The organism is Bradyrhizobium sp. USDA 10063, from assembly GCF_054063735.1.
Genome location: NZ_JBSSGP010000002.1, coordinates 3,631,538 through 3,657,418, shown reverse-complemented (window position 1 = coordinate 3,657,418; position 25,881 = coordinate 3,631,538). Strand labels below are relative to the sequence as shown.

The window sequence follows — 25,881 nt, the reverse complement described above, 5'->3', positions numbered from 1 at the left end:
ACAGCCAAAATGAAAGGGAGGAGCCGAAATGACATTGATCTCGCGGCGAACAACGATCGCCGGCCTCGGCGCAACCGCACTCACGTTCGGTCGAGGGTCGCGCGCACGCGCTGCAAATAATTACGGACCCGGAGTAACCGACACCGAAATCAAGCTCGGGACCACCGCGCCCTATAGCGGACCGGCGTCCGGCTACGGCGTCTATGGACAGGCACAGACTGCCTATTTCCAGATGGTCAACGACAATGGCGGCATCAACGGCAGGAAGATCAACCTGATTTCGCTGGACAATGCGTTTTCGCCGCCGAAGGCCGTCGAGCAGACGCGCAAGCTCGTGGAGTCGGAGGAGGTGTTCGCGATCGCCGGCTTCCTGGGGACCGCAACCAACGCCGCCGTACAAAAATATCTGAACGCCAAGAAGGTGCCGAGCCTGTTCCTGACGTCAGGCGCCGAGCGCTTCAACGATCCGAAGGAGTTCCCCTGGATCATTCCGTTCTACCCGATCTATGTCGCGCAAGGCGCCGCCTTGGCGACGTTTATCCTGAGCGAAAAACCGAATGCCAGGATCGCGGTCCAATATGTCAACGATGACCTCGGCAAGGACTTCCTGCGCGGGCTCAAGAAGGGGCTGGGCGGCAAGGCGAGCGCCCTTGTCAAGGAGGTCAGTCACGAGATCACCGAGCCCACCATCGACAATCAGGTCGCCGATTGCAGGGCTGCGGGCGCCGATGTGTTCGTCCAACTGACCTACTCCAAATTTGCCGCGCAAGGCATCCGAAAGGTGGCGGCAATGGGCTGGAAGCCGCTGCACGTCGTCAATTCGAACTGCAGCTCGATCGGAGGCACGCTTGCCCCGGCCGGCCTGGACAACGCCAAGGGCTTGATCTCGGCATGGTGGGAGATCGTGGTGACCGATCCGAAACACCAGGATAAGCCAAGGGTGAAGGCCTATGTCGAGTTCATGAAGAAGTACATGCCCTCGATCGGCATCGACGACAATACGGCCACGCCAGGCTACAACAATGCCTATATGATCGAGCAGGTCCTCAAGCGCTGCGGCAGCGATCTGACGCGGGAAAATCTCTTGAAGCAGGCGACATCGCTCAAAGGTGAACTACCGCCGCTCTTCCTGGATGGGATCAAGGTGAGCAATTCGCCAACCGACTATCGCGCCATCCACAACCTTCAGATCGCCCGCTTCGATGGTGCGAACTGGATTCCGGTCGGCGATATGATCGATCTCGATGGGATCGCGTCCTGAGCCGTGCGGATCGCCGGGTTGGTTGGGCGAGGGCGGCAATGGCGCTCTCGCCGGAGATGCTGCGGAGGAACGTTAATCCCCGGATGATGCAGAAGAGTCCGACGGCATCGCCTTTGCAATCGCCAGCATGCATTTGAGAAAATGCGCGCGATCTTCCTTGCGCAATGGCGCCAGCATCAGATCCTGCAGTTCGGCAGCGGCGGGAACCACACTCAAGAGAGCTGTCTCTCCCTTGGCCGTGATCTGAACCTGCACGGACCGGCGGTCGTCCGCATTGCTCTTCTTCGAGATCAGCTTTCGCGTCGTCATTCGCTTGAGCATTTCGCTCAGCGTATTGCGGTCGCAACTGATGTGCTCCGCGAGCACCGATGGCGTGAGGGGGCCTCGTTGATAGAGCGCCATGAGCACGCCGAACTGCCGGGGGGTGATGTCGCTCTGGCGCGTCACCTTTTGATAGAGGACATCGTAGCGGGCTTCGAGCAGCCGAAGGAGAAAGCCGATGCCGCCCTCGAGCTGCCAGTTGCGCGCGAGCTCCGCAACTGAATCCGTCTTCATTGCCTTGTCGGCTGACATGCCGTTGTCGACCTGAGCTGTAGTCCATTCTGACGCGAAAGTTGCCATAGCCGTTAGCAGCTTGGTGTTCCGTCCTCAACCCTTGGGCGGCCCTTGGGCGGAGGGCCGGGAGCGGATCGGATCCGAAACGCGAGCCCGAAAGGCCGCATCGGCCCTTGCAAGATAGCAATCGACATAGTACGTATACGTAACAAATGCGGACGCGAACGGATCAAGGTTCGTGCAGGGAGGATGGTTTTGGATCTGCGCGAGTTTTTGTCGGTCCCGTATCTCCTCGAGGCTGAAGCCGTCGAAACCGAGCCAGGCAAATGGCTCTTGCGGCTCGCCTATCCCGAGCTCCCGGGCTGTATCGCTGAGGGGTTTGTCGTCGAGGACACCCTCAGAGAGCTCGAACGACGGCGGATCGAACAGATCGTGCGCCTGGTGGAGTCAGGCCAAGAGCCTCCCGTTCCCCGAAGGCCGCTTGCCGCATCCGATCCGCTCTGGACCGCTCGCGATCTGGGTCTGTCGCCCCGCATCGCTGCTCTCCTCGAACGCGCAGCCAAATAGCGCTTCGGCGCGAATTGTTGAATCGAACGGAGAGAGCTCATGCTGTCGCACGAAGACAATGAAAGGCTGGTGAGGGTCGGAAAGGGCACGCCCCTTGGAGAGCTGTTCCGGCTGTACTGGATTCCCTTTCTGCCGTCAGCCGATCTCGTCAGTGACGGCCAGCCGAAGCGCATCCGGCTATTGGGCGAAGATCTGGTCGCCTTCCGCGATACCGAGGGCCGCGTCGGACTGGTCGATCATGCATGCCCGCATCGCGGCGCGCCGCTGATCTTCGGCCGCAACGAAGATTGCGGATTGCGATGCGTCTATCACGGCTGGAAGTTCGATGTGACAGGCGCTGCAACGGATATGCCGGCCGAGCCGGTTCGCAGTCGCCTGAAGGAACGCGTTCGGATCAAGGCCTATCCGTGCCAGGAGCGCAACGGGATGCTCTGGACCTACATGGGGCCGGACGCTGCCAATCCTCCGCCGCTTCCGAACCTGGAATGGAATCTGGTCCCGGCGGAGCAGGTGCACATCTCCGTGCGGGTCCAGGAGTGCAACTGGCTGCAGGCGGTCGAGGGCGAGATCGATTCCGCTCACGCGCCGTTGCTTCATGGCCGGCTCGACTCGCAGGGCACCACGAGCGCGTGGATTCAGAAGCGCGATCTCCGTCCGACGTTCGAATGCATCAAGCAGGATTTCGGCATGAGCATCGCTGCGCGGCGGAACTACGACGAGAACACGCTGTACTGGCGCGTCAATCAGTTCATGCTGCCCTTCTATACGCTCGTCCCGCCGTTGTCGCCGTTTCCGGATCTGAGCGGGCACGCCTGGGTGCCGATCGATGACGAGAACACGCTCTGCATCATGTTCTCCTATCACCCCTCGCAGCCATTATTGCCGAAGACCCGTCAGATCTTTGAAGAGGGGCACAATGGCCGCGAGAGCGGGCACGCCAGCCGCCATTCGCTGGTCCAGCATCCTCCGACCGTTCCCTATGCGGGGTACTGGTCGAAGTACAATCCGCAGAACGGATTCCAGTTCGACTACCAGGCGCAGCAGGCCACCTGGTTCTCGGGGCTGCCGGGCCTGTGGGTGCAGGATGGCGCATGCCAGAGCGGTGTTTCGCCGATCTTCGACCGCACCAAGGAGAATCTCTGCTCCAGCGACACCGGAATCGCGATGACCCGGCGGCTGTTGCTCGAGACCCTGGGCGCCTATCGCGATCATGGCACCAGGCCGAAAGGCGTCACCGATCCCGATGTGTTCATGGTGCGCGCCGTGTCGCTGCAACTGCCGCCGGAGGACTCGTGGGTCGACGTCGGCGCCCGTTTCATGCGCGCCGAGCTTGGCGCTGATTTCGGATACAAGCTGTGAGCAGGGCCGCCCGCATCAAGCGCAATCATCGTGCACGCGGAGGCGCCGAAGCTCATGGCTGAGAGCACCATGCAGCTCCGCGTTAAACGGATCGGCTACGAGGCCGAGAGCATCAATTCATACGAACTGGTCGCTCCCGGAGGCGGCGATCTCGTTCCTTTCACGGCCGGTTGCCATATCGATCTTCATCTGCCGAACGGAATGATCCGCAGCTACTCGCTCGTAAACGACCAGAGCGAACGGAAGCGCTATGTCGTTGCGGTCAACCGCGATGACGCAGGTCGAGGCGGCTCCAGGCTCATCCATGACACGGTGCGGGTCGGCGATATCATGACGATCTCGCATCCCAGGAACAACTTTGTCCTTCAGGAGAACGCCGCCCATTCGGTGCTGATCGCGGGTGGAATCGGAATCACGCCACTGCTTTCGATGATCCGCCGCCTCGAGGCGCTCGGTCGCTCCTGGCAGCTCTTCTACGCCGCAAGGACACGTTTCGCTGCGGCGTTCCTCGACGATTTGCGTGTGCTTCGACCCTGTGGTCAACAAAACCTGCACGTGACCTTCGACCACGCGCCGCTGGGCCGCAAGCTCGACCTTGCGGCGATTGTCAAAGGCGCACCAGTGGATGCGCATCTCTATTGCTGCGGTCCCGTGTCGATGCTGGAGGCATTCGAAGCGGCGACCACCAAGCGGCCCGCCGACCACGTGCATGTGGAATATTTCAAGGCAAGGAAAAAGCCGACCGCCGAAGGTGGGTTTGAGGTGAGGCTGGCGCGAAGCGGCCGAACGATAGCGGTCGAGCCGGGCAAGACGATCCTGAACGCGCTGTTGGATGCGGGGATACCGGCGAATTACGCCTGTGCCGAAGGTGTCTGTGGCACCTGCGAGACCCGCGTGATCGAGGGGATTCCGGATCACCGCGACCAGTTTCTCAGCGGGGAGGAACGAGCGGCAAACAGGACCATGATGATCTGCTGCTCGGGCTCGAAATCGCCGACGCTGGTCCTGGATCTCTAGGACATTGGTCACGACAATCAGCAATTGGTGCGACAAACCGATAGGGTAGGAAAAATGCTGGATCAGCTTGAAACGGAATTTCCGGAACATACGCCGCGTCCATCCGATGCGCCAAAGGCCCTGGACGGAATCCGCGTTATCGATTTCTCGCACTTCATCGCGGGACCGCTTGCCACGATGATCCTCGCCGACATGGGCGCGGAGGTCATCAAGATCGAGGCGCCCGGGAAGGGCGACGATCTTCGCCGCTATCCCCCCGTGCACCCCGACCTCATGCATGGCGCGCCGTTTCTCTGGACCAACCGCAACAAGCGCAGCGTGGCGATCGATCTGAAATCGGCAGACGGCCTCAAGATCGTGCGCGAGCTGATCGCGAGGGCGGATGTGGTCGTCGAGAATTTCTCGACCGGGGTCATGAAGCGGCTAGGGCTCGACTACGACGATTGCCGCAAGATCAAGCCGGAGATCGTCTATTGCTCGGTGTCGGCCTATGGCCGTGACGGCGCATCCGCTGACAGGCTCGGTTTTGATCCGATCGTGCAGGTCGAGAGCGGGTTTGTTTCCATGAACGGCTACGCCGATCGCGAGGGCGTGCGCGCGTTGTCGCCGGTCATGGATATCAGCACGGCGATGATGGCATCCAACGCGATACTCGGTGCGGTAGTCGCGCGCGAGCGGAGCGGCCTCGGGCAGGCCATCGAGGTGTCGTTGTTCGACAATGCCGTGTTGATGACCGGCTACGCGACGCTGCAACATTTGTTCAGCGGCGCAGATCCGCAGCGGCACGGCAATACGTCTCCCGACACCTGCCCCTCGGGCGTGTTTCAGGCACAGGACCGCTCCTTCTATATCAATTGCGGCAACGACAAGATCTTTCAACGATTGATGTCGCAGGTGATCGGTCGCCCTGACCTGGCCTCGGCCGAAATCTATGCAACCGGACCCGAACGCATCCGCCGGCGCGATGAATTGTTCGCGATCCTTGGCGAAGTTTTCGCGCAGCAGCCTTGGTCGTATTGGCAAGCGCGGATGCGGGCGGCGGGCGTGCCTTCGGGCCAGGTGCGCAGCGTCGGCGAGGCCATTCGCTCTCCGGAAGCGAGAGAGCGCGTGATCGTGACGCGCATCCCGCATCCCACGGTCGGATGGGTCCCGAACGTAAGACTGCCGATCCGATATTCGCACACCCCGATCGCGGATCCCGTCGCCGCGCCGGCCGTCGGGCAGCACACGGAACAGGTGCTGCGCGACGTGCTCGGCTATGACGAGGACCACTTCGCACGCCTTGCCGAAACAGGCGCTCTGGGCGATCATCGCCGGCACCAGTCGTCGGAAAAGAAGGCATAACGGGACGGGCCGATCGCACGCTCAGGGGCTGCGTGGCCGTCGTCGGGATTGGGGAGACGCCTTATTATCGGCACGGGGCGTCGCCGGATGCCGAATTCAAGCTCGCGTTGAAGGCAATGTCAGGCGGGGGATTTGCGGCCAGGCGCTCGAGACTGCCGTTCTCTCCCACCAGATCCTTCGGCGGCACGATGAAGCCAGTCGGTGAACCGATTGATATGCCTGCCTTCGGCGCGCGGCGTGCGGTGGACGAAGTACGGGGCGCCCTTGATCACCAGATCGGGCAGCGGCGCCGCGAACTCCCGCTTCGCGATGCTTGCTTCAAAAAGATTTTGAGGGGCGATGATCGACCCCAGCCCGTCGCGTACGGCGTGCATGGCCACGAACAGATGATCGAAGCGGTGGCCTCCCTCCATTATTGGATGGTCGACGCCGACGTAATCGAGCCATGCCTCCCATTGGCCTGGACGAGTGGCGGAGGCGATCAAACGATGACGGGTTACATCGATCGGCTTCTTGACCGGAAGTTGGCTCAGCAGCGATGGTGATGAGATCACGGTCAATCGCTCTTCAAACAACAGCTTTGTTGCATGCAGGCGCGGGATTGACGGATTGCCTCGCGTGATGACGATGTCGGTCGAAGACAGGTCCGGGTTTTGGCCTGTATGCCGAGTCGCGGTCCAAACGGTGATGTTGGGGTTTTCCTGCTGAAAGCCAAGGAGCTGCGGCAGCAACCAATACATCGCCATCGTCGTCGGGGCCTCGACCGACACGACAAGCTGACCTTTGCGATGACGAACGTAATCGCATGCGCCCTGGATGTCGTCGATCGACTGACCAAGCTTGTCGGCAAGCATCTGTCCTAGGGGCGTGAGTACGAGGCGTCTGCCTTCGCGCATGAACATCCGCTGCCCGAGCCAGTTCTCAAGCACGCTGATCTGCTTACTGATCGCGCCGTGTGTCACGCCCAACTCACTGGCGGCTGCGGCGAGACTTGGAGCGCGCGCGGCGATCGCAAAAGCTCTTAAAGCCGAAAGTGGCAATTCGCGTGCCTTCACAGCGGTCCCCCGAGTGTCCCTGACGGTCGACGTTAATCTACCAAAACTCACATATCGAGGCAATTTATTCGATTGAAACTCACCTCGTCAGCCTCGAATGTGGCGGCATGTTTAGAGGCAATCGGCGAGGCTGAGTTTGTCATCTCAATCCATCCCATCGCGTCAAGGCAGGAGCATCACGCATGAATCAACGCATTGCACCGTCCTGTCTTTCGGAGACGGGCGTCGAAGTAAATGGACGATCCTACGCCGCGCCAAAACGTCCCACGGTGGTGATCTGCGTTGACGGCTTCGACCCGGCCTACCTCGAACACGGAATAGCCAACGGCACGCTGCCGACGATGAAGTCGTTCAAGGAGAACGGTCTTGCAGCGATCGCCGACTGCTCGATGCCCAGCACGACGAACACCAACAATACGTCGATCGTGACCGGTGTGCCGCCCGTCGTGCACGGCATCAACGGCAATTACTACCTCGATTCCGAAACCGGCAAAGAGATCATGGTCACCGACGCCAAGCGGCTGCGGTGCGGCACCATCCTCGGCGCGTTGAGCTGCGCCGGCGTCAAGACAGCCGTCGTCACCGCCAAGGACAAGCTGCTCAAAGTGCTGGCCTACGAAATGCAAGGAATAAACTTTTCGTCGGAATATGCCGGCAAGGCCAATCTCAAGGAGAATGGCATCGAAGATGTCGAGAAGCTGGTCGGCCGGTCCACGCCGGATCAATACTCGGCGGATCTGTCGATGTTCGTCTTTGACGCCGGCATCAGGCTTCTGTCGACGGAACGTCCGGATCTCATGTATCTCTCGACCTCCGATTACGTGCAGCACAAGCACGCGCCGGGCGAGCCGGAGGCGAATGCCTATCATCAGGCGGTGGATAAGGCGGTCGCGGCGCTGATCGCGCTCGGTGCGACCGTCGCGATTACAGCCGATCACGGCATGAACGACAAATCCGCCAGGGACGGCACGCCGAACGTCGTCTATCTGGAAGACGAACTGAATTCGCATTTCGGCGAAGGATCCGTTCGTGTCATCTGCCCGATCGCCGATCCATTCGTTCGGCATCACGGCGCGCTAGGCTCGTTCGTTCGCGTGCATCTGAAGAAGTCCGGTGACATCCAGGCCATGATGGCGTTTGCCCGAACGCTTCCCGGAATCGAACTGGTTCTGGACAAGCAGCAGGTCTGCAAGCAATTCGAACTCCCTATCGATAGGGAAGGAGATTTCGCGGTGTTCGGCGACAGGCGGACGGTAGTCGGCGCCCGGCGGGAGGATCACAATCTAAGCCAACTGGCTGGCCACCGGCTTCGCTCTCATGGCGGCTTGGGCGAACAGAAGGTTCCGTTTCTGCTTTCGCGGCCGGTCAACGAAGAATACCGGAAGCGAGCGAAGGCCGGGCCGCTTCACAACTACGATATCTTCGATTTTGCGTTGAACGGAGTGATCGATCAATCGCCGACATGATCGGCGCCTCACTTCCCTGCTTGCGCCGGCTTGTTCCCGAGCCGCCGCTGCAGCACCGACCAATACGTCCCCGGCAGGAAGCGTTGCAGCAGGTCCATCAAGCGGGCGTCGCGGCCGATCAGGATGCGCGGCCGGTTCTGCTCGATGCCATCGATGATGGTGCGCGCGGCGGCGGCCGGTGTCGTCTGGGCCGCCGCATCGAACCGTTCGATCAACTGCGCCCGCCGCGTATTGTCGGCTACGCCGACGCCGGTGCGGGAATTGCGGACGATGTTGGTGGCGACGCCGCCGGGATGCACCACCGACAGCCGCACCGGGCTTGCCGCGACGGCAAGCTCATGCCGCAGGCTTTCGGAGAAGCCGCGCACCGCGAATTTGGAGGCGCAATAGGCGGTCTGGCCGGGCGGCGCGACGATGCCGAAGATCGAGGAGACGTTGACGATATGCGCTGCGCGTTGGCGCGCAAGCTGCGGCAGCAACGCCCGCGTCGCATGCACCGTGCCCCAGAAGTTGATGTTGAACAGCCATTCCATCTGCGCCTGGTCGATCTCGTGGAACTGGCCGAGCAGGGCGACCCCTGCATTGTTGATGAGGATGTTGAGGGACGGATGCGCGCTGGTCGCGGCTTCCGCGAAGCCCGCGATTTGACTGGCCTCGCCGACATCGACGCGATGCACCGTGACTTTCCGCGGGGTCGCCTTGCCGATCTCGGCGGCCACCGCGGCAAGGCCGGCCTCGTCGCGGTCCGCCAGCGCGAGATCGGCGCCGCGTGCGGCAAGCTCGAGCGCGAGCGCCCGGCCGATGCCGCTGGCGGCCCCCGTCACGGCCACCGCACTTCCCGAGATTGCAGTCATTCGGTCCAGCTCCCACAGATGAGGAGACCCATCTGTAGCACAGGGTTCCGCAAGTTTTTCACATTGGAACTGAACCAGATCGCGGCGCAGGCTTTAACCTGTTTTATTTCACGAAACGGGAGGCGCCGATGGAACGGGCAAGGCCGCTTCGCGCAAAAGCGCTCATCGTTGAAGACGACCCGATGCAGCGGCAGATGATCGGGCTCTTGCTGGAAGAGAGTGATTTCGATGTGATCGAATGCGCCAGCGCCGAAGCCGCGGAGGCGGTTTTGCAGCGCGACGGCGAGGGCCTCGATCTGATGATGACCGACGTCGAGCTCGCCGGCTACAAGGACGGCGTCGAGCTCGCCCATATCGCCAAGCGCTGCAATCCCGCCCTCGGCGTCATCGTCACCTCGGGCAAGCCGCTGCGGCGGAAGCTGCCGGACGGCGCGAAATTCTGGTCGAAGCCGTGGGTGCCGCTGGACGTGATCCGCGAGGCGGAGCGGATGGTGCTGGCGCGGGATGGCGGGCGGTAGCACGTGGCGCCTTGCGATGCGCGCCGATCGGGGGAGCACAAAATCAAACGGCGGGCCGAAAGCCCGCCGGTTTGACAACCCCGGTTTGAGCGCCCGGGCAGGGCGAGCGCGCGCCGCCGCCCGGGCTGAAACAGCTACTTCTTGGCCTTCTTCTTCTTGGTGGCCTTCTTCGCCTTTTTCGCCTTCTTCGCTTTCTTAGCCATAGTATCCTCTCAGGGTTTAATGGATTGAACGCGACACCGAGGCATGCTTGGCGGAGGGCCAACCTCGCAACATCCTCAGGAGACAAGCTCAACAGATTCGCGGCGTGCTGCCGCGGGCTGTCACCTCGCTGTCATCGTGTTATCCACAACTGTTGTGCCTTTTGACGCGATTTTTCGTCGAGCCAGCCGTGTTCCGCCGCGAGCCGCTGCTCACGGCGTCATCGAACAGCCGACCCGATAAGGTTAATGCTGCGGAAATTCGATCTTCATCGATTCAAAACCACAGCAGCGAATAGGCGATCGAATTGAGATTCCGTTAAGCCAAACGACGGCATGTTGCCGGCCGCAGGAGAGCCGTCACGGGCGGCCCGTTCACTTGACGGAAGGGGCAGGATGCAGATCCTGGATTTGCGGTGCTGAGCGTTCCGACGCTGTGGACGGTATCCGTCACCAACTTTTTCGCGCTCGGCCTCGTCTGGGTCTACGTGCTGCGCTGCTATCCCAAGTTCGAGGCGGCGCGGTTCTGGACCGCCGCGGCGTTTACGGCAACTGCGGGCGCGGCGGCCTCGATGCTGCGCGGCGTCGTCGACTTCCCCTTGCTGCTGGTCGGCTGCAACGCGCTCCTGATCTTCGCGTGCTGGTTCGTCGTGATGGGCGTCCAGCGGTTCTACAATGTGCCGATCTCCTGGCGCCTCCCCGCGCTCGGCACCGGCCTGACCTGCATCGGCCTCGCCTATTTCCAGTTCGTGCAGGACGACATGCCGGTGCGGATCGCCATCTATTCCCTCGGACAGATCGTCCCGGCCGCGATCACGTTGCATTTGCTGCGGCGCGACGACCAGAATGCCGGCGCCCGGCTGGCCGCCATCTGCGGCGTCCTTCTCGTCATCGCCTATGCCGCTCGCTCGGTCCTCGCGCTGCTGCAGGTCGGGGGCAATCTCTCGATCGTCGACTTCAACGGGATCCAGGCAGCCCTGATCCTGATCGTGATATTCCTGTCGATGGCCTGGAACTTCGGCCTGCTCTTGATGGCGATCGACCGGCTGCGCAACGAGGTCGCCGATCTCGCGCTGGTGGACGACCTTACCGGGGTCGGCAATCGCAGGCATCTGGTGCAGCGGCTGACCGAGGAATGCGCCCGCTCCGTCCGCAGCGGCGAGCCGTTCGCGCTGCTCGTGATCGACCTCGACGGCTTCAAAGGCATCAACGACACCCATGGCCATGCCGCCGGCGACGCCTGCCTGCAGCATTTCGCGCTGATGGCGCAGACCCGGTTGCGGCCCGGCGACATGCTGGCGCGCAGCGGCGGCGACGAGTTCTGCATCGTGCTGCCGTCGTCTACGCTGCGCGAGGGGGCGATGATCGCCCGCCGCGTGCTGGACGTGTGCCGGGCGGATGCTGCGGAATGCTCGGGCAAGGAGATCCCGATCGCGGTGTCGATCGGGGTTGCGCAATGGACCAGGGAGATCGGCGCCTATCCGGACCGTCTGATCGCCGTCGCCGACCAGGCGCTCTATGACGCCAAGAAGCGCGGCCGCGACGGCTACGCGATCTCCGAGCCGGCGCCGCCGCTGGTGCCCGAAATCCCCGACATGCCTGACATCGTGAGGCGCAAGACGGCGTGAGCCGTGCTACTAGAGCGTTTTCGAGCGAAGTGGACACCGGTTCGCGTGAAGAAAACGCGTCAAAACAAGAATCTAGAGCTTCGGTTCTAATCAGAACCGAAAACGCTCTGAGGCCGCGTCACGGGGGCTGATGCATGAACCTTCGCCTGCTTGCGGCGACGCTTTGCACCGCAGCGCTCGTCACGTCGGCCTTCGCGCAGACACCTGATCTTGCGGCGATCGCGCGATCCTCGGGCACACCCGACATCCCCGGTCTCAAGATGGTGTGGCTCGCGCCGTGGGGCGATGTCGCAACAGCCCATCCCTGGCGCAACATCATCGTGCACCAGACCGAGGGACCGGCAGGCTCTGCCCGCAGCGGCGCGCAGGCGCAATCGAAGAACCCGAGCCGGCGCGGCGTGATGGTATGGGTCGAGACCGACGGCACGGTCTATTGGGCGGTCGACGAGAAGCTGGTGACGACCCACGGCGACGGCGCCAACCGTAACGACAACAAATATATCGACAACGGCCCGACCTATCACCAGGTCGTCGCCGGCAATTCGATCGGCGTCGAATTCGCCGGCAATTACCCCGACGTGACGCGGGGACCCACAGAGGCGCAAGTCGCGGCGTGGCGCGTCCTGGTGAGGGTTCTGCGCACCCGCTACAGCATCCCGCTCGAGCGCGTCTACGCCCATAACTGGATCGACTTCAAGGACGCCCGCTATTGCGAGGGCTGCGCGTTGGCGACGATGGCGCGGGAGTGGGGCGAGTAGAGCGTGATGGTAGTTGGTTGAATCGGCCCCGCCGCAAGTTCACCTCTCCCACAGGGAGAGGTCGCGCCAAAGGCGCGGGTGAGGGGTTGCGGTCCCTCGATAGAGCAAATCCCCTCACCCGGCGCTACGCGCCGACCTCTCCCTGCGGGAGAGGTGAAAGGGGCGGCGCCCAGCCGGATACAATTCGACCTTATCCCATCAAGCTCTAGGACAAAGAAAAAGCCGGCGTTGCCGCCGGCTCTAACATGCTGTGCTGTCGCCCCGTTAGTGGGCGGCTTCGAGCGCCGCTTCCTGCCTGGCGATCGTGCCCTTGACGGCCGATTGCACCTTCTCGAAAGCGCGGACCTCGATCTGCCGCACGCGTTCGCGCGACACGCCGAATTCGGCGGCGAGGTCTTCCAGCGTCATCGGCTCGTCGGCGAGGCGCCGCGCCTCGAAGATGCGGCGTTCGCGCGGGTTGAGCACGTTGATGGCGCCGGTCAAAGCCTGGCGGCGATGATCGAACTCTTCGCTCTCCGCCATCAGGGCTTCCGCGTTCGGCGCGGTGTCGACCAGCCAGTCCTGCCATTCGCCCGCTTCGCCGTCGTCGCGGATCGGCGCGTTGAGCGACGCGTCCCCGCCGAGGCGGCGGTTCATGTCGATCACGTCCTGATCCGTCACGCCGAGGCGGCTCGCAATCAGCTTCACCTGGTCGGGGTGGAGATCACCCTCGTCCAGCGCGGAGATCTTGCTCTTCGCCTTGCGCAGGTTGAAGAACAGTTTCTTCTGGTTCGCGGTGGTGCCCATTTTCACGAGCGACCAGGAACGCAGGATGTACTCTTGTATCGACGCCTTGATCCACCACATGGCGTAGGTGGCGAGACGGAAGCCCTTTTCGGGCTCGAACCGTTTCACCGCCTGCATCAGGCCGACATTGCCTTCCGAAACGACTTCGGATATCGGCAAGCCGTAGCCGCGATAGCCCATGGCGATCTTGGCCACGAGCCTGAGGTGGCTGGTGACGAGTTTATGTGCCGCGTCGCGATCGTCGTGCTCGCGCCAACGTTTCGCGAGCATATATTCCTCCTGCGGTTCCAGCATCGGGAACCGACGGATCTCGGCGAGGTATCTAGAAAGACCGGATTCTCCATTGAGAACCGGTAACGAGGCTGTACGGGCCATACTTGCGCCCTCCAGTGGTTCAGGCCCCCGATAGCGGCGGGCCTGGCAGGCGGCCGCTGTGTTAAAGCCGGCCGGCTTGCGATGTTCCGCGTTGGATATTCAACGCACCCGCAACATACACCCAAGGGGCCCCGATAGGGAAGGATTGCTGACGTCACGTCCCCGTGTGGCTGATATAACCTTTTGTCATATCAAGGCTTTTCCAGGGGATGCGTCATAGCGCCGCCTCCAGCGCGCGTTCCAGGAGAAGCAAATCCTCCGGTAGAGGAGCTTCCCAGTGCAAAACTTCTCCGGTACGCGGATGCTCGATGGTAAGGAGATAAGCGTGGAGCGCTTGGCGGCCAAGGGCGGCCAGCGCGGCCTGTGCCTTGGGGCCGAGATGGCTGGTCTTGGTCTTGAAGTGCGGCCCATAGACGGAATCACCCATCAGCGGATGGCCGATATGGGCGAGGTGCACCCGGATCTGGTGGGTCCGTCCGGTCTCGAGCCGGCAGGCGAGCAGGGAGGCGACCGGCTTGCCGCCCTGCCCCTGAAACACTTCTCTTAGCTCCCAATGGGTGACCGCCTCGCGACCGCCTTCGCGCACCGCCATCTTCTCGCGCGCATACGGGTGGCGGTCGATCGGCGCGTCGATGGTGCCGCGCTGGCGGTTCGGCGCCCCCCAGATGAAGGCCATATAGCCGCGCTCCATCTCGCCGGTGCGGCCATGGTCGGCAAATTGCGCGGTCAGTGACTGGTGCGCCTGGTCGTTCTTCGCCACCACCATCAGGCCGGTGGTGTCCTTGTCCAGCCGATGGACGATCCCCGGACGCCGCACGCCGCCGATGCCGGAAAGGCTCGCGCCGCAATGGGCGATCAGGGCGTTGACCAGCGTGCCGCTTTCGTGACCGGCGGCGGGATGCACCACAAGGCCGGCCGGCTTGTCGATGACGATGAGGTCGTCGTCCTCGTAGATGATATCGAGCGCGATATCCTCGCCCTTCGGCTCCGGCGGGACCGCTTGGGGAATCTCGACCCCGACCGTGTCGCCTTCGGCAACATGAAAAGCAGGGTCGCGGACGGGAGCGTCCTTCACCGTGACGGAACCGGCGAGGATCAGCGCCTTCAGCCGCGACCGCGACAATTCCGGCAGGCGCTGGGCGAGGACACGGTCGAGCCGGGACGACCCCTCATCGCCCTGAACGACGACGGCCAGCCTTTGGGCGCCAGGCGACGACAAGCCCTGTTCCGTCCCGTTCACACTTACCTTTTTCGACAAAACCGGTTTTCACTTTCCCCGGTCATGCTCTAAAGAGCGGCATATGACCGAAACGACGTTCCCTGAACCGACCCAAGAGCAGGCCGCCCTGATCGCGCGGGTGCGGCGGATGATGCTGATCGCGGGCCTGACCTCGGCGCTCGCGGTGACCGTGGTCCTCATCGCCATCGGCTATCGTTTTTACCGCGGGGAGGGAAGCCCTGCCGCCACGACCGACATCACGGCGGCCCTGCCGAAGGGCGCCCGCATCGTGTCGACCGGCATCGCCGGCGACCGCCTGGTGGTGACCCTCGATATAGGCGGGACCACCGAAATCCGCACCTTCGACGCAAAAACCCTGAAACCCGCAGGAAAACTGCGCTTCGTCAGCGAACCCTGAACCAAGCTGGCTTGCAGTTTTCGGTTTTCGAGGCTATTGCCTGAGACCACGCTCCCTTCGTCTAGCGGTTAGGGTGAGAAATACCCCCCTCTGACCCTACCATGTATGTAGGTTCAAGGGCTTAACCGCGGTAGACATCCCATCGGGGAGCAAAACGAGCCTACTTTGGTAGGTTCGTAAAAACCGGAAGCTCCGTTCGTCTAACGGTCAGGACGTGGCCCTCTCAAGGCCAAAATAGGGGTTCGATTCCCCTACGGAGCGCCACACATCACTCTCAACAACTCACGGCGCTGCCCGCTCGCTCGGTGGCCGCTCGGGTCAGGGACGCCCGGGTCAGGGACGCCCGGTCTAGCGCTGGCGGCCGACAGGACCGATTGCCAGTTCAGTTGGGAAGTCCGCGCAGAAATTCGATGACCGCGGCGCTGACCTCTGCGGGACGTTCTTGCTGGGTCCAATGCCCACAGCCGGCGAGCATCTGGACCTCGCGCAGCAGAGGTACGTCCTGCTTCATGTTGGCGATCTGCTCGGCTGCACCCGGAAACGCCACGACCATGTCGTGATCGCCGGCGATGTAGAGCGCCGGCACCGTGACCTTCGTCCCCTCGAACGCCGCCATCAGCTCCCAATTCCGATCGATGTTGCGATAGTAGTTGAGAGGCCCGCGAAAGCCGCTCCGCGCAAATTCTCCAGCGTAGACATCGAGGTCGGCTTCGCTAAGCCATGACGGCAGGGGCGGTGCGCTGGATGGCAACCAACCGCCAGTGCGCGGTACCATGCCGACGCCATGCGCTCGTCCGCTAGTTGCCGCTGATGCGCGGATCGCGGCAACCCCTTCGCCGGATCCGCCGTAAAGCATCGCGCGCAACGTCAAACGAGGATCTTTCTCGAACTCCGCTTCAGCGACGCCGGGCTCCTGGAAGTACAGCTGGTAAAACTGCGCATCAGCCGATTGCGGCATCAGGCTGGTTGGGCGCGCCGGACTGCGCGGCCGAAACGGCACGCTGAGGCTGACGATTGCACGGAAACGGTCCGGACGCATACGCGCGGCCTGCCAAGCGATATTCGCGCCCCAATCATGGCCGACGATGACCGCCGTGGAAGCCTCGAGCCCGTCCAGCAGCCCCACCAGATCGCCGACCAGGTGGAACATGGTGTATTGATCGATCGCTTCGGGACGATCGCTCTTGCCGTAGCCGCGCATGTCCGGGGCAACGACGTGGAAGCCGGCATCGGCCAGCGCACTGATCTGGTGGCGCCAGGAGTACCAGCTTTCGGGAAAACCGTGGCACAGCAAGACAAAAGGGCCGTGGCCCTGCTCGACGACATTCAGGCTGATGCCATTTGTCTTCAGGCTCCGCTCGAACGGTCTGGTCATGCTTTCCTCCTACTAGGGTTGCCAGCAACCCGGTTCGGTGACGCACTGTAGTCAATTCGCTTGAATCTTCCTGGTCGCCAATTCGATCGCAACGTCGAGCGCGTCAGATGCCTTTACCGAGACGTCGGGCTCGACACCGGTACCTTCCCAGTTCGTCTTCGAAATCGGATTTATCGCGCGCGCAAACGGTACTCCAATTACGAAATGATCATCTATGGGGCGTGACATGACGGGGTGAGCGCCTCCGCCAGTCGTTTCTCCGACGATCGTTGCACGTTTTAGGTTTTTCAAGTTGTAACAGAATTCCTCCGCCCCGGAGAATGTGGTCTTCGACGTCAGCACAAAGGCAGGTTTGCCAGTCAACCTGACACCAGGAACGAAGGGCAGCGTCCAAAATTGGGTCGTGCTGTCTTCCTTACGATTGAAGATGTCATTTAGATGCGTCGGTTGATCAAACAGGTAGGAAGAGATCAGCGCAATCATCTTTGGATCACCCCCGCCATTGTTTCGAAGATCAAAAATAACTGCGTCGACATGAGCAAGAAAATTCATCGCTGCGGTAGCCGTCGAGCCACATATCGCAGGGTCTGCAAACATATTGAATTTTAGATACCCAATGTTTCCGGGCAGAATCTCGATCTTCTCGAAGCCACAGTTGATCCGTTGCATCTGCTTCGCCATCTGCGCTTTCTGGTCGGCGGCGCCGGGCTCTGAGCGACCGGCGGGCTGCGTGAACGGATTGTAAATGACGTACAAATGCCTGTCTTGGTTCACTGCTTGCAGATGTTGGGTGAGCAGAGAAGCGAAGTCGACGCCGTCAGTCGTTCCATCGTAGTCGCCGCTTTTCAAATGGCTCTTTAGCGCATCGGCCATTTTCTGCGCCAGGTCGGGAAAGACGTAGAGCTCCTTCAAGTTTGCAATGGCACCATCGATGACGCGTTCGCGGCTTTGAGCGTCAAGGGCGAGATCTTCAAATACCGCACCCGGAGGCATCGCACGCAGGATCTGTGTGTCCACCATTTCCGGCGCGCCGCTTTTGAGTCTCAGTCTACCAACGGCCACGGTTGGACTTGCCTTTTCTTTGACTCGGAACTTTATCCACAAAGGCTCGCTGGCGTCGATCGAAAGCAAGTCAAATCCGCCGGTCTGGCGACGGAAGGCCATCAGTCCGTCCACGTCGATTTTGGCACCGAATTTCTGCTGGTAGTCCTGAACCTTGGTGCGGTCACCGCTATTGAACGCTTCTAGAAAGGCGTTCAGGGTCCTGCCGGCAGGCGTATCCGGTATTGTGATCTGCGCAAGCACGGCTCTGCTCCCTAGGAAGAACGCGCATAAGGCCATGAAGATCAGCAGGCTTCTTTGATTGTGCAACAGTTCTGTCATTGCGCACCAGCCTATCTCGTTGTGCTGTTAGCTTACGAAGCTTAACAAGGTAGGTTCGTGGATGGAGTGGCGCAAAAGCTACAGTTCGGTTGGATTGCGCACCTTCTCTGTCCGAGAACAGACAGGTTCGCTCGAGATCGGTGCAAACGAATTGGGGTACGGCGTTGGGTGCGATTATCCTCCTTCCCTAGTGACGTGTCGTACCGCTGGTGAGGGGGTCAGATTCATCGTTCAGGATCTTGAGAACCTCGCCTGACTTCAGCTTGAGGCTCTTCATTGATGCGTCATCGATCACACCGTTTACCACCGCCGCCTCTCCGCCGCCTGCCTTCAGCGCTACCTTCACAGCCTGGCCCGGCTCGGCGATCGCAACGGCGTACATTTCATGGCCGATTTTGCCGCCATTCTTGACGATCGCGATCGTCACCATCCAACCCGTCTTTGCAATCGGTTCATTCATCGCGGATGCAACGATCAATCGCAGATCCGTGGCGCTGTCATATCCCGGCCGCCTTGATGCAGAGTGAGTCCTGTAGTCATGCCGCGTTCATCAACATCGAACGTAATTTGGGCGTCAACGATCTTGTAAAAGAAGTCTCGCTCGCTCTCCGGAAAGATTTCACACCTTGCTTGTCCAGTGGCTTCGACAAAGAGGCGATCGCCGAACCGTGTCACGATCGCGATGAAGTCAGGGCCCAAGCGATAGCGTCCGACGTAGCCGTCGAGCACCGTCGTATCTATTTCTACCACCTTGCGCTTCTTCGGCGGTGGTTGCAGCGGAATTGTGCGATCGAGCAGATGGTAGCCGATATCGTCGCCGCCAATTTCAGTTGATGCATTTGACAGGACCACGACGCCAACCCGTGCCTTTCTGAGGAAGCCGACGAAGGACCGATACCCTCCTGTCCCACCGCCGTGCCACACGAGCTCGTCGTCACCACGGCTCATGACGACCCACCCGAGGGCGCTTTGCGATGCTGGCATGGCCATCGGTCGGCGAACCGCCAGCATGCTATCCATTGCTGACGCAAGCGGTGATTGCCTGTAACCAAGCACCGCTTCGAGAAAATTCAGAAGATCATTTGCGGTCGATCTCAGAGCGCCAGCCCCAGCAAAGGCAGGCGTCAGGTCCCAGTTCGAAACCGGGTCGAGCTCGTGGTCATGTCCGCGCGAGAGACGGGACGTTAGCTCGGAGGAAAGACTGATAGCCGTACTGGTCATGCCGAGCGGCTGCAAGACCCGAGCGCGAACAAGAGTCTCGTAGTCCAATCCGGCACGTTGCGCCAAAGCATGCCCAAGGAGCCCGACCCCCAAATTGGAGTATTCGTAGAGGCTATCGACATCGCGCGTCAGCTGATGGCCCGAAAGGAAACTGTAGAGCTGTTCGACCGAATAGTCGGCATATGGATTGCTTGGATCGGCTGGCTGAAAGTTGTCGGGCATGCCCGGTAAGCCCGAGGTGTGCGTGGCAAGATCCTGCAGGGCGATTGATCGACCTGCGCGCGCGGGCACGACCACCTCTGAGGGTAGATATTTTGCCACCGGATCGGACAGCCCGACCTCGCCCCTTTGAGCCATATCGGCCAATATCAGAGCGGTCAAAACCTTCGTCACGGAGCCGATCTCGAAGAGGGTGTCGCCGTTCAGCGGGCGAGGATCGTCTTTGCCAAGCCTCCCGTGCGCGACAATGCGGCGGCCGGACGCCTCGATGACCCCGACGACGATTCCGACGCTCTGAGCCTGCGCATCGATCCGATCGCAGAGAATATGACGGATGTCTAAGTCTGACAGAATAGGCGATGAGGATGTCGATTGGGTTGCAGCAGTCATCGTTCTGGGTCCGGCAGTCGAAAACAATATGTGAGCCTTCTACCATGTATTAGCGACACTCCTGTCTTGACCGGTACACGCCTCATTCTGGTCAGCTTGTACTGACGATCTAGGGGCATTCTATCCAAGGTCGGTAAATGCGGGGGCATAGTCGATCCTTCCTATTTCGGGGATGTTGCCCCTCAAAGGACGGACCATAAGGTGCGGTCCTGCGTAGGGCGAAGTGAAATGACTTGCCAGCTCGGGATCAAACCCGAAACGGCGATAAAAGCCCGGATTGCCCAATACGAACACGGCGTCCCAGCTCCCCAGCCTGGCTTGCACCAACGCTTCTCGGATGAGCGAACTACCGACGCCAGAGTTTTGACGGTCCGGTCGAACCGATACAGGTGCGAGGCCAAGTGCTTTGAACGGAGCCTCCATCTTCGAGAGCATCACATGACCAATCAATAATGCATGATCAATGGCAACCAACGAAATCACGGCGTCGCCATCCGCACGAAGTTGATCTACGAGCGTTGCTTCGACCATCCTGTCGAACGCGATTTGAACGAGACCGCGTATTGCGGGCACGTCATTGAGCTCTTCGTCGCGAATAATCATGGAAGAAATGATACACAGGAGGCCAATTGACAGACAAGTATGGCGAACTCGCTGCGCGATAATCCGCCTTGGCCTGAATTGCCGACAATTCGATCACCCGAGCGCTTTGCAAGCCTCGTTGCTCAGCAGCTCGCTATTCCCGAGACGTCAGGGCTCGCGAACCTCGATATAGCTAGATGTTCCACTGGTTCGTTCGCCGGTTAGCCACGACCATTCGAAGTCAAGTGTAAGGAGTCCAGCGCTGCTTTGGCCGACACGCCCCGAAGACATTCCACACATCAGTTTTCCGTCGGCGGTGACGCATTGGAACAGCAGTTCGATTGTTGTCGGACCTATAGCCTTGCCGACTATCCTTCCTAGAATTATTTCACCTCCCCGATACTCGCCACTCACCGTGGTGCCATCGACGAAGTATTGAAAGGACGTTGCCGTAGTCGCGAGGCCATGCTCATTGCCCGTTGTAACAAACTTACGTCCATGAAGTAGACTGACCAGTGACTTCGATATCTCTTGAAAAGACGGCGCATTTTCAAAATTCTTTGCTTCGGTCATGACTTTCCACTTCAGTCATTAGGGGACAGGCAAACTGTCGATACTCCACAACGCTAAGGACTTGTCCGAATAGTCGCCGCCTGCTTCCGTGCAGTTCTCGTTGATTATTGTATCTGGACTAGGAAAGAGAAACGGAGCAACCCGGAGGTTCAGCGGTCGCCAGTCTCCATCTTCAATATCCCGGTTGTGGCGAATAGCCGGGAACGTTGTCGTCAGCAGCCATTTGCTCCGGGATCGTTTGATGTTTTCGATCGTGCGGTTGATCTGCGCAAATGAGAAATGCACGAGACAATCCCTGCACAAGACAACATCGTGTCGTGGAATTGGGTCTTCGACAATGTCCATGCGCCGAAACGCCCGGCTGGCCTTGCTATGCTTCAACAAGTTGGCCTCGATGATTTCCGGTACAATATCGGCGCCAAGATATCGAATGTCGTCCAGGTCAGTCTCAGCCATCCATGAGAAGTCGCCACAGGGCAGATCAAGCAGCGTTCTCACGTTCAGGCTGCGCAGCAAATCAGAGAGTTCCTTGCGAAGCTTCTCCGTCGCAATAATTTCGGAGCCGACGCCCGATACGGAAGATTCCGCACCCCAAAGATTGGTTTGATAGATCAGGTTGAAGCGCGCGGCGCGATCAAGATCGATGAACTCCTCTCGTCGCGCTGCAAACCGCTCTTGTGCTAGTGCCGGAATGCGTTCTCTATCATAAAGGGCCACGCACGAGCGAAGAAGCTCATATTGACTGATCGAGACTTCATTAAAGGCTTCGTCTCTGTTGCTGACGATATCCTTGTACTCGATGGGGCTAACGAATTGCTCAGCCGTAAAATCCACTCTGCAGCCGTCGAGGCAATTGTAGAAATGCCACGCCCCATCAACGTTTGTCTTCAGGATATCTCCACCCAGAATGTCTTGAACCACCAAGGCGGTGACTGCGCATTGCCACTTGCTGCTGGTATCCGTGGACCATGATTGTCGCAGCCGTGCATAAAGATCATGGTATGATGAAGTTTCGGCCGCCAAAGGTCTATCCCCGTATTGTGGTGGGCAACACAGTAGCGGGTGAGGTGAGATGATACAACCATTGGATGAGCTGCGGTGATAAAGAAAATATCCTGCCGATCGATGCCGCACCGTCATTCCGGCCGTTCGTAGCTCTTCGAGATTTTTCGAAGCGCTGAAAGGAATCCCGGATCGGCGACCGCGCCGCCGTCGATCGTGAACACCCCATCGTCCTTCGATGGCTCCAAGTGTTTTGCCCTAAGTTTCCGTGGATCGATGAAGTCACGGATTGCGTCCAACTCCGCCGGCGTCAGCACCAGATCTTCTTCCGCTGGCGCCATCACAGTGCCGGGCCCGTCGAGCAGAACACGTATCTGCCGTTGCCCCTGAATCTTCTTGAGCATGTTGAGCCGATTGTGGAGGCTTCGGTTCTGCGCAAACACCGCTGTCACTTGGTGACGAAGGGTAGGATCCTTGATTGTGTGAAGGTCGCTCTCCCGCAGGATCAACCCATCCTTCCGTTGGGTGGGCAGCGCAGCCGTTGCCGCGGCATGGGCGACACTTTCCCATGCGCGATACACCGTCATGTACGGATTTCCGTTCGGCCGCTTGTTACGGATCGTCTGTTCGCTGAGTGGCTGCTTCGGAAAGCGCGCCTTGTACTCGCGCACTACCTCCGCAATTGAAAGAGCTTGGCTTGGAGCGGCCACGATCGTCCGGCAAACGAGCGCCAGATTTTCGAGCTTCTTCTTGATCGTTTCGTTAGAAGCCTTCTGGATCTCGGCCGCGAGACATTCCTCGGCCGCCTTCTTCATCTGAGCGCTCAGTTGCTTGCTCACGATGTCCTCCACTCAACGATGTCAGTCGAATTCCGCTCGGGCTCACCAGGGATCAATGCTCGATCCCGGACCTCCCTCCCGCTCAAGGCCCTGGCATTGCCGTGCTCTCGCGCAAGGGCATCCACGCCTGACGGCGCGGACCCTCCCTTGCGCGCTGCGCGCGCCAGTGCCGGACGGGTCGCGCGAGGGCGGCTCCGGGGATCAATCAAACTAATGATCGGGAGCCCGCAGAATTTCTCTTCGATCACGGCCATCGCAATCCCGTTTTCCTGAGCGTTGCGCTGGGAGGCTTCGCGACGGACATCTTGAAGACTGCCCGGTCGCCGACGAGCACGACCTGCTGCTCGGCGCGGGTGACCGCCGTGTAGAGCCATGATCGATCAAGCAATCGGCTGGCGTAGATCGGCACGACGACACGTTTCGCGCTCGAGCCCTGACACTTGTGGCAGGTGACCGCATAGGCGAGATCGAGATCGACCAGGTGCTCGTCAGCCAGCTTCTTGGGCTCGGAATCGCCGTCGAACAGAACGTCGACCGAATGCTGTTCGGGGTCGAAAGCCGTGACGTGCCCGAGCAGCCCGTTGAAGAGGCCAGCACGGTAATCATTGCGGCCGAAGATCACGGGCTCGCCTACCGAGAACCGGCGGCCGAAGAAGCCGCGAATCTCTTCATGGCCGGCGGCGAGGTACCGGCGATGGAAACGCTCATTGACGCCGTCCACGCCGGCGGCACCGGCGAGCGTTGCTGTCACAACGAGGGCCTCGGTGGGGCCTCCCAATCGAGCGATTACATCGTCGAGCCTGGCCGCGAGATCCTCATGCCGAGCATCGACGAAGGAAATGCCGGACGCCGGACCCTGGAATGGTGCAAACTCGGGAACGCCTCCTGCGCGGATCACCGCAGCCGCCGTCGGGATCCCAGTCTCCGCGGCCTGTCGGTGGACGTGCGTCAGACGGAAAGCGATCGACGTGTCCTCAACCAGCTTGTGGAAGACCAAGCCAACGCCGATGGGAGGCAGCTGGGCTTCGTCGCCGACCAGCAGGAGGCGGCTCGCAGGACGTAGGCGCTTGACCAGAGCATGTAGGGCCGGAAGATCGACCATGGATGCCTCGTCGACTACAACCAGCGTGGCGTCGCCGATCCGACTGAGCCCCTCCAGCTTGCCTTTGGCCTTACCGGCTTCCTCTTCCGAGGTGCCTGGGTCCGCCAATAACGCTTCGATGTCGTCCCGCTCTGCCAACTCGGCCAATGTCCTCGATAAGGTCTTTGCCAGGCGGCCGGTCGAGCGCGACAGACGCAGCGCCGCCTTGCCGGCGAGCGCGCACAGCAGCACGTCCCCGCCGAGCCGGACCCACAGATCGCAGATCATTTTGCAGGTGTAGGTCTTGCCGGTGCCGGCCCCGCCGACCAAGCAGGCAAGCGGGCGCGACATCGCCTGCACCACCGCCGCGTTTTGTTCGGTCTGGAGGGTTCGGCCAGGGCCAGCCAGGTCAGCGAGCATCTCGGACCAGCGGCTGGGCGACATCCCCTTCAGGCGGGGCTCCGGGCGCCTCTGGGACAGGGCCCTGAACCGGTTGACTAGGTCATCCTCGAGCGCCGCTACGCCGGGAGCCCTCAACTGTCTGCCGGACGGCAGCACTGCGCCGTTTGCTATCGCCACGGTCAACGCCGCCTCGCCATCCGAGGCGGGCCCCAGCAAGGTCGCCAACGCGGATGTGAACTCATCGGCCGTGGCGGCCGTATCACCGCGGTGGAGCATCCGCTTGACCGCCTCGTCGGCCGCGCCGACCTGGCGTCGCGCGTCCGCGAACGGTTCGCGGCCATCCTCCCGCAGGAGCCGGCATCCCAATTCGTCAACCTGCTTCCACGGCAGGAGCGGCACCATTACGTACGGATTCGCCGCGATGGCTTCCATTGCGGTGTCTCCCAACGCCCGGTGTAGCCGGCGGACAACGCCGATATCCCGGACGCCAAGACCGTCCAGCCACGCAACGAGCGCCGCTTCGCTGCTGGCGGTACGCCAGGCCGACGCTACGAGCACGGCTAGACGTGCTCCGAGCGCAGGCTTGTCGGGCGCCGCGGTGGTCGCGATCTTGTCCAGCATGTCGTCCGTCGAGAGCACTTCCGGCAGGTTCTCCCCGAATGCGTCCCAGAGGCGTTGCGCCCGCTCGATGCCCACGCCCGGCACGTGCGATGCCAGGAATTGCTTCACGAGGTGTCCCGAGGACAGTAGACGTCGGCCGCCGCGGGCGGCGACCTGCGGCCCGTAGGAGGTCTGCAGAACCTCGCCGTCGATCTCCCAGGTATCGCCGACAGCGGGTACGCCGAGCAGGTGCCGGAGCTCGGCGCGCACGCGCAGGCGCTGCCCGTGCCGTCGGCTTCCTTGGTCCGCGACCGTCCCCGCGAAAATGATGCCGAATGGCTTCTCGGAGACAATGCTGTCGACCGTCACTCTCATGTGGGCACCGGCGCGGTCCTGAGGACCTGACCCGTTTCCTCAAAAATCCGCAGCTGTTCCCGTAGGCTTTCGATGGTTCGGCGCTGCTTCTCAATGACGGAGGCCTGTTCCGCCACGAGCTTCGACATCTCGCTCGACCGTTTTTCAGTTCGCCGCATCCGGTCGGCGATCGCCTTCTCAAGATCGTCCGGAAGGCGGGAGCCGATCGGTTTGAGGCCCTGCTCGATGGCCACCGCGTTGATGGCCGATTTCAGGGCGGCTCGCTTGAACAGGTGCTGCTCCTGCGATTGCGGCCGGCCGAGCGCGAGAATGATCGCGCGCACGTTGACCTTGCCATCCGAGGTCGACGGCAGCGTAGGCAGCCGCGCATGTTCGCTCTGCTGCTGCCACGCGGCCGCTTGCCGGTCGAGATAGGTTTCCAAGTCCTGCAGCAGCACGGGAAGGACGGATTGGCTCACG

25 protein-coding genes and 1 tRNA gene are annotated in these 25,881 nt (G+C 61.1%); 11 read left to right on the top strand and 15 right to left on the bottom strand.

Annotated elements, in window-relative coordinates; translation table 11 throughout:
• The first annotated feature begins 28 nt into the window (after positions 1-28).
• Positions 29-1,261: an ABC transporter substrate-binding protein gene (locus ACVJGD_RS19470; RefSeq protein ID WP_456635862.1), complete on the top strand. Its 1,233-nt coding sequence runs from the start codon at positions 29-31 to the stop codon at positions 1,259-1,261.
• 72 nt (positions 1,262-1,333) lie between these two features.
• On the opposite strand, the gene ACVJGD_RS19465 is transcribed toward ACVJGD_RS19470, so the two are convergent.
• On the bottom strand, positions 1,334-1,834 hold the full coding sequence (locus ACVJGD_RS19465; protein WP_456635861.1) for a MarR family winged helix-turn-helix transcriptional regulator: 501 nt from the start codon (positions 1,832-1,834) through the stop codon (positions 1,334-1,336).
• A 231-nt stretch (positions 1,835-2,065) separates the two neighbouring features.
• On the opposite strand from ACVJGD_RS19465, the gene ACVJGD_RS19460 reads away from it, so the two are divergent.
• Genes ACVJGD_RS19460 through ACVJGD_RS19445 form a run of 4 tightly spaced genes read left to right on the top strand, consistent with a single transcriptional unit; the run spans position 2,066 to position 6,103 of the window.
• Positions 2,066-2,383, top strand: coding sequence for a hypothetical protein (locus tag ACVJGD_RS19460; RefSeq protein ID WP_456635860.1), 318 nt, complete (start codon positions 2,066-2,068; stop codon positions 2,381-2,383).
• Between the two features lie 39 nt (positions 2,384-2,422).
• Positions 2,423-3,742, top strand: coding sequence for a Rieske 2Fe-2S domain-containing protein (locus ACVJGD_RS19455; RefSeq protein WP_456635859.1), 1,320 nt, complete (start codon positions 2,423-2,425; stop codon positions 3,740-3,742).
• 54 nt (positions 3,743-3,796) lie between these two features.
• The gene (locus ACVJGD_RS19450) at positions 3,797-4,759 is read left to right on the top strand and encodes a PDR/VanB family oxidoreductase (RefSeq protein ID WP_456635858.1); all 963 of its coding nucleotides are present in this window, start codon (positions 3,797-3,799) and stop codon (positions 4,757-4,759) included.
• A 54-nt stretch (positions 4,760-4,813) separates the two neighbouring features.
• The gene (locus tag ACVJGD_RS19445; protein WP_456635857.1) at positions 4,814-6,103 is read left to right on the top strand and encodes a CaiB/BaiF CoA transferase family protein; all 1,290 of its coding nucleotides are present in this window, start codon (positions 4,814-4,816) and stop codon (positions 6,101-6,103) included.
• Between the two features lie 119 nt (positions 6,104-6,222).
• On the opposite strand, the gene ACVJGD_RS19440 is transcribed toward ACVJGD_RS19445, so the two are convergent.
• Positions 6,223-7,158, bottom strand: coding sequence for a LysR substrate-binding domain-containing protein (locus ACVJGD_RS19440; RefSeq protein ID WP_456635856.1), 936 nt, complete (start codon positions 7,156-7,158; stop codon positions 6,223-6,225).
• A gap of 182 nt (positions 7,159-7,340) precedes the next feature.
• Between ACVJGD_RS19440 and phnA the strand changes: the two genes are divergently transcribed.
• Positions 7,341-8,624, top strand: a complete 1,284-nt coding sequence (gene phnA / locus ACVJGD_RS19435) for a phosphonoacetate hydrolase (RefSeq protein WP_456635855.1) — start codon at positions 7,341-7,343, stop codon at positions 8,622-8,624.
• A gap of 8 nt (positions 8,625-8,632) precedes the next feature.
• On the opposite strand, the gene ACVJGD_RS19430 is transcribed toward phnA, so the two are convergent.
• Positions 8,633-9,478, bottom strand: coding sequence for an SDR family NAD(P)-dependent oxidoreductase (locus tag ACVJGD_RS19430; protein ID WP_456635854.1), 846 nt, complete (start codon positions 9,476-9,478; stop codon positions 8,633-8,635).
• 128 nt (positions 9,479-9,606) lie between these two features.
• Here ACVJGD_RS19430 and ACVJGD_RS19425 point away from each other — a divergent pair, with 128 nt between their 5' ends.
• The 3 genes from ACVJGD_RS19425 (at position 9,607) to ACVJGD_RS19415 (ending at position 12,582) form a co-directional block, all read left to right on the top strand.
• On the top strand, positions 9,607-9,996 hold the full coding sequence (locus ACVJGD_RS19425) for a response regulator (protein ID WP_456635853.1): 390 nt from the start codon (positions 9,607-9,609) through the stop codon (positions 9,994-9,996).
• A 616-nt stretch (positions 9,997-10,612) separates the two neighbouring features.
• Positions 10,613-11,824 (top strand): GGDEF domain-containing protein, encoded by a 1,212-nt coding sequence (locus ACVJGD_RS19420; protein ID WP_456635852.1) that lies wholly within the window; start codon positions 10,613-10,615, stop codon positions 11,822-11,824.
• Positions 11,825-11,958: 134 nt separating this feature from the next.
• Entirely contained in the window at positions 11,959-12,582 is a 624-nt protein-coding gene (locus tag ACVJGD_RS19415; protein ID WP_456635851.1) for a peptidoglycan recognition protein family protein, read from the top strand.
• Positions 12,583-12,846: 264 nt separating this feature from the next.
• Here ACVJGD_RS19415 and rpoH read toward each other — a convergent pair whose 3' ends face one another.
• Positions 12,847-13,743, bottom strand: a complete 897-nt coding sequence (gene rpoH, locus ACVJGD_RS19410) for an RNA polymerase sigma factor RpoH (protein WP_456635850.1) — start codon at positions 13,741-13,743, stop codon at positions 12,847-12,849.
• Positions 13,744-13,957: 214 nt separating this feature from the next.
• Positions 13,958-14,938, bottom strand: a complete 981-nt coding sequence (locus ACVJGD_RS19405; RefSeq protein ID WP_456640298.1) for an RluA family pseudouridine synthase — start codon at positions 14,936-14,938, stop codon at positions 13,958-13,960.
• A gap of 106 nt (positions 14,939-15,044) precedes the next feature.
• Here ACVJGD_RS19405 and ACVJGD_RS19400 point away from each other — a divergent pair, with 106 nt between their 5' ends.
• Both ACVJGD_RS19400 and ACVJGD_RS19395 read left to right on the top strand, forming a co-directional pair.
• Positions 15,045-15,380 (top strand): hypothetical protein, encoded by a 336-nt coding sequence (locus ACVJGD_RS19400; protein ID WP_456635849.1) that lies wholly within the window; start codon positions 15,045-15,047, stop codon positions 15,378-15,380.
• Positions 15,381-15,569: 189 nt separating this feature from the next.
• Positions 15,570-15,644: transfer RNA gene (locus ACVJGD_RS19395), tRNA-Glu, on the top strand.
• 118 nt (positions 15,645-15,762) lie between these two features.
• On the opposite strand, the gene ACVJGD_RS19390 is transcribed toward ACVJGD_RS19395, so the two are convergent.
• From ACVJGD_RS19390 to ACVJGD_RS19345, 10 genes are all read right to left on the bottom strand, one after another.
• Positions 15,763-16,755, bottom strand: coding sequence for an alpha/beta fold hydrolase (locus tag ACVJGD_RS19390; RefSeq protein ID WP_456635848.1), 993 nt, complete (start codon positions 16,753-16,755; stop codon positions 15,763-15,765).
• Between the two features lie 51 nt (positions 16,756-16,806).
• Positions 16,807-18,138, bottom strand: coding sequence for a S41 family peptidase (locus tag ACVJGD_RS19385; RefSeq protein WP_456635847.1), 1,332 nt, complete (start codon positions 18,136-18,138; stop codon positions 16,807-16,809).
• 187 nt (positions 18,139-18,325) lie between these two features.
• Positions 18,326-18,616 carry a hypothetical protein gene (locus tag ACVJGD_RS19380; protein WP_456635846.1) on the bottom strand — a complete coding sequence of 97 codons (291 nt, stop codon included), beginning with the start codon at positions 18,614-18,616 and terminating at the stop codon, positions 18,326-18,328.
• Positions 18,613-19,968 (bottom strand): serine hydrolase, encoded by a 1,356-nt coding sequence (locus tag ACVJGD_RS19375; protein WP_456635845.1) that lies wholly within the window; start codon positions 19,966-19,968, stop codon positions 18,613-18,615. The genes ACVJGD_RS19380 and ACVJGD_RS19375 overlap by 4 nt, the downstream gene beginning before the upstream one ends.
• 120 nt (positions 19,969-20,088) lie before the next feature.
• On the bottom strand, positions 20,089-20,571 hold the full coding sequence (locus ACVJGD_RS19370) for a GNAT family N-acetyltransferase (RefSeq protein WP_456635844.1): 483 nt from the start codon (positions 20,569-20,571) through the stop codon (positions 20,089-20,091).
• Positions 20,572-20,718: 147 nt separating this feature from the next.
• Positions 20,719-21,123 (bottom strand): hypothetical protein, encoded by a 405-nt coding sequence (locus ACVJGD_RS19365; RefSeq protein WP_456635843.1) that lies wholly within the window; start codon positions 21,121-21,123, stop codon positions 20,719-20,721.
• Positions 21,124-21,141: 18 nt separating this feature from the next.
• On the bottom strand, positions 21,142-22,146 hold the full coding sequence (locus ACVJGD_RS19360) for a class I SAM-dependent methyltransferase (protein WP_456635842.1): 1,005 nt from the start codon (positions 22,144-22,146) through the stop codon (positions 21,142-21,144).
• Between the two features lie 113 nt (positions 22,147-22,259).
• Positions 22,260-22,964: a gamma-mobile-trio protein GmtX gene (gene gmtX, locus ACVJGD_RS19355; protein WP_456635841.1), complete on the bottom strand. Its 705-nt coding sequence runs from the start codon at positions 22,962-22,964 to the stop codon at positions 22,260-22,262.
• A 244-nt stretch (positions 22,965-23,208) separates the two neighbouring features.
• Complete coding sequence (locus tag ACVJGD_RS19350) at positions 23,209-25,422, bottom strand: AAA family ATPase (RefSeq protein WP_456635840.1); 2,214 nt, start codon at positions 25,420-25,422, stop codon at positions 23,209-23,211.
• On the bottom strand, positions 25,419-25,880 hold the full coding sequence (locus ACVJGD_RS19345; RefSeq protein WP_456635839.1) for a hypothetical protein: 462 nt from the start codon (positions 25,878-25,880) through the stop codon (positions 25,419-25,421). Before ACVJGD_RS19345 ends, ACVJGD_RS19350 begins: the two co-directional genes overlap by 4 nt.
• Between the last annotated feature and the right edge of the window lies 1 nt (position 25,881).

What these genes read in the sequence shown, in the direction of transcription:
- ACVJGD_RS19470 (WP_456635862.1), top strand. Translation starts at nt 29, where the DNA reads ATGACATTGATCTCGCGGCGAACAACGATCGCCGGCCTCGGCGCAACC.
- ACVJGD_RS19430 (WP_456635854.1), bottom strand. Translation starts at nt 9,478, where the DNA reads ATGACTGCAATCTCGGGAAGTGCGGTGGCCGTGACGGGGGCCGCCAGC.
- ACVJGD_RS19455 (WP_456635859.1), top strand. Translation starts at nt 2,423, where the DNA reads ATGCTGTCGCACGAAGACAATGAAAGGCTGGTGAGGGTCGGAAAGGGC.
- ACVJGD_RS19425 (WP_456635853.1), top strand. Translation starts at nt 9,607, where the DNA reads ATGGAACGGGCAAGGCCGCTTCGCGCAAAAGCGCTCATCGTTGAAGAC.
- ACVJGD_RS19460 (WP_456635860.1), top strand. Translation starts at nt 2,066, where the DNA reads ATGGTTTTGGATCTGCGCGAGTTTTTGTCGGTCCCGTATCTCCTCGAG.
- ACVJGD_RS19445 (WP_456635857.1), top strand. Translation starts at nt 4,814, where the DNA reads ATGCTGGATCAGCTTGAAACGGAATTTCCGGAACATACGCCGCGTCCA.
- ACVJGD_RS19350 (WP_456635840.1), bottom strand. Translation starts at nt 25,422, where the DNA reads ATGAGAGTGACGGTCGACAGCATTGTCTCCGAGAAGCCATTCGGCATC.
- ACVJGD_RS19375 (WP_456635845.1), bottom strand. Translation starts at nt 19,968, where the DNA reads ATGACTGCTGCAACCCAATCGACATCCTCATCGCCTATTCTGTCAGAC.
- phnA (WP_456635855.1), top strand. Translation starts at nt 7,341, where the DNA reads ATGAATCAACGCATTGCACCGTCCTGTCTTTCGGAGACGGGCGTCGAA.
- ACVJGD_RS19365 (WP_456635843.1), bottom strand. Translation starts at nt 21,123, where the DNA reads ATGACCGAAGCAAAGAATTTTGAAAATGCGCCGTCTTTTCAAGAGATA.
- rpoH (WP_456635850.1), bottom strand. Translation starts at nt 13,743, where the DNA reads ATGGCCCGTACAGCCTCGTTACCGGTTCTCAATGGAGAATCCGGTCTT.
- ACVJGD_RS19465 (WP_456635861.1), bottom strand. Translation starts at nt 1,834, where the DNA reads ATGTCAGCCGACAAGGCAATGAAGACGGATTCAGTTGCGGAGCTCGCG.
- ACVJGD_RS19385 (WP_456635847.1), bottom strand. Translation starts at nt 18,138, where the DNA reads ATGACAGAACTGTTGCACAATCAAAGAAGCCTGCTGATCTTCATGGCC.
- ACVJGD_RS19370 (WP_456635844.1), bottom strand. Translation starts at nt 20,571, where the DNA reads ATGATTATTCGCGACGAAGAGCTCAATGACGTGCCCGCAATACGCGGT.
- ACVJGD_RS19400 (WP_456635849.1), top strand. Translation starts at nt 15,045, where the DNA reads ATGACCGAAACGACGTTCCCTGAACCGACCCAAGAGCAGGCCGCCCTG.
- ACVJGD_RS19415 (WP_456635851.1), top strand. Translation starts at nt 11,959, where the DNA reads ATGAACCTTCGCCTGCTTGCGGCGACGCTTTGCACCGCAGCGCTCGTC.
- ACVJGD_RS19450 (WP_456635858.1), top strand. Translation starts at nt 3,797, where the DNA reads ATGGCTGAGAGCACCATGCAGCTCCGCGTTAAACGGATCGGCTACGAG.
- ACVJGD_RS19390 (WP_456635848.1), bottom strand. Translation starts at nt 16,755, where the DNA reads ATGACCAGACCGTTCGAGCGGAGCCTGAAGACAAATGGCATCAGCCTG.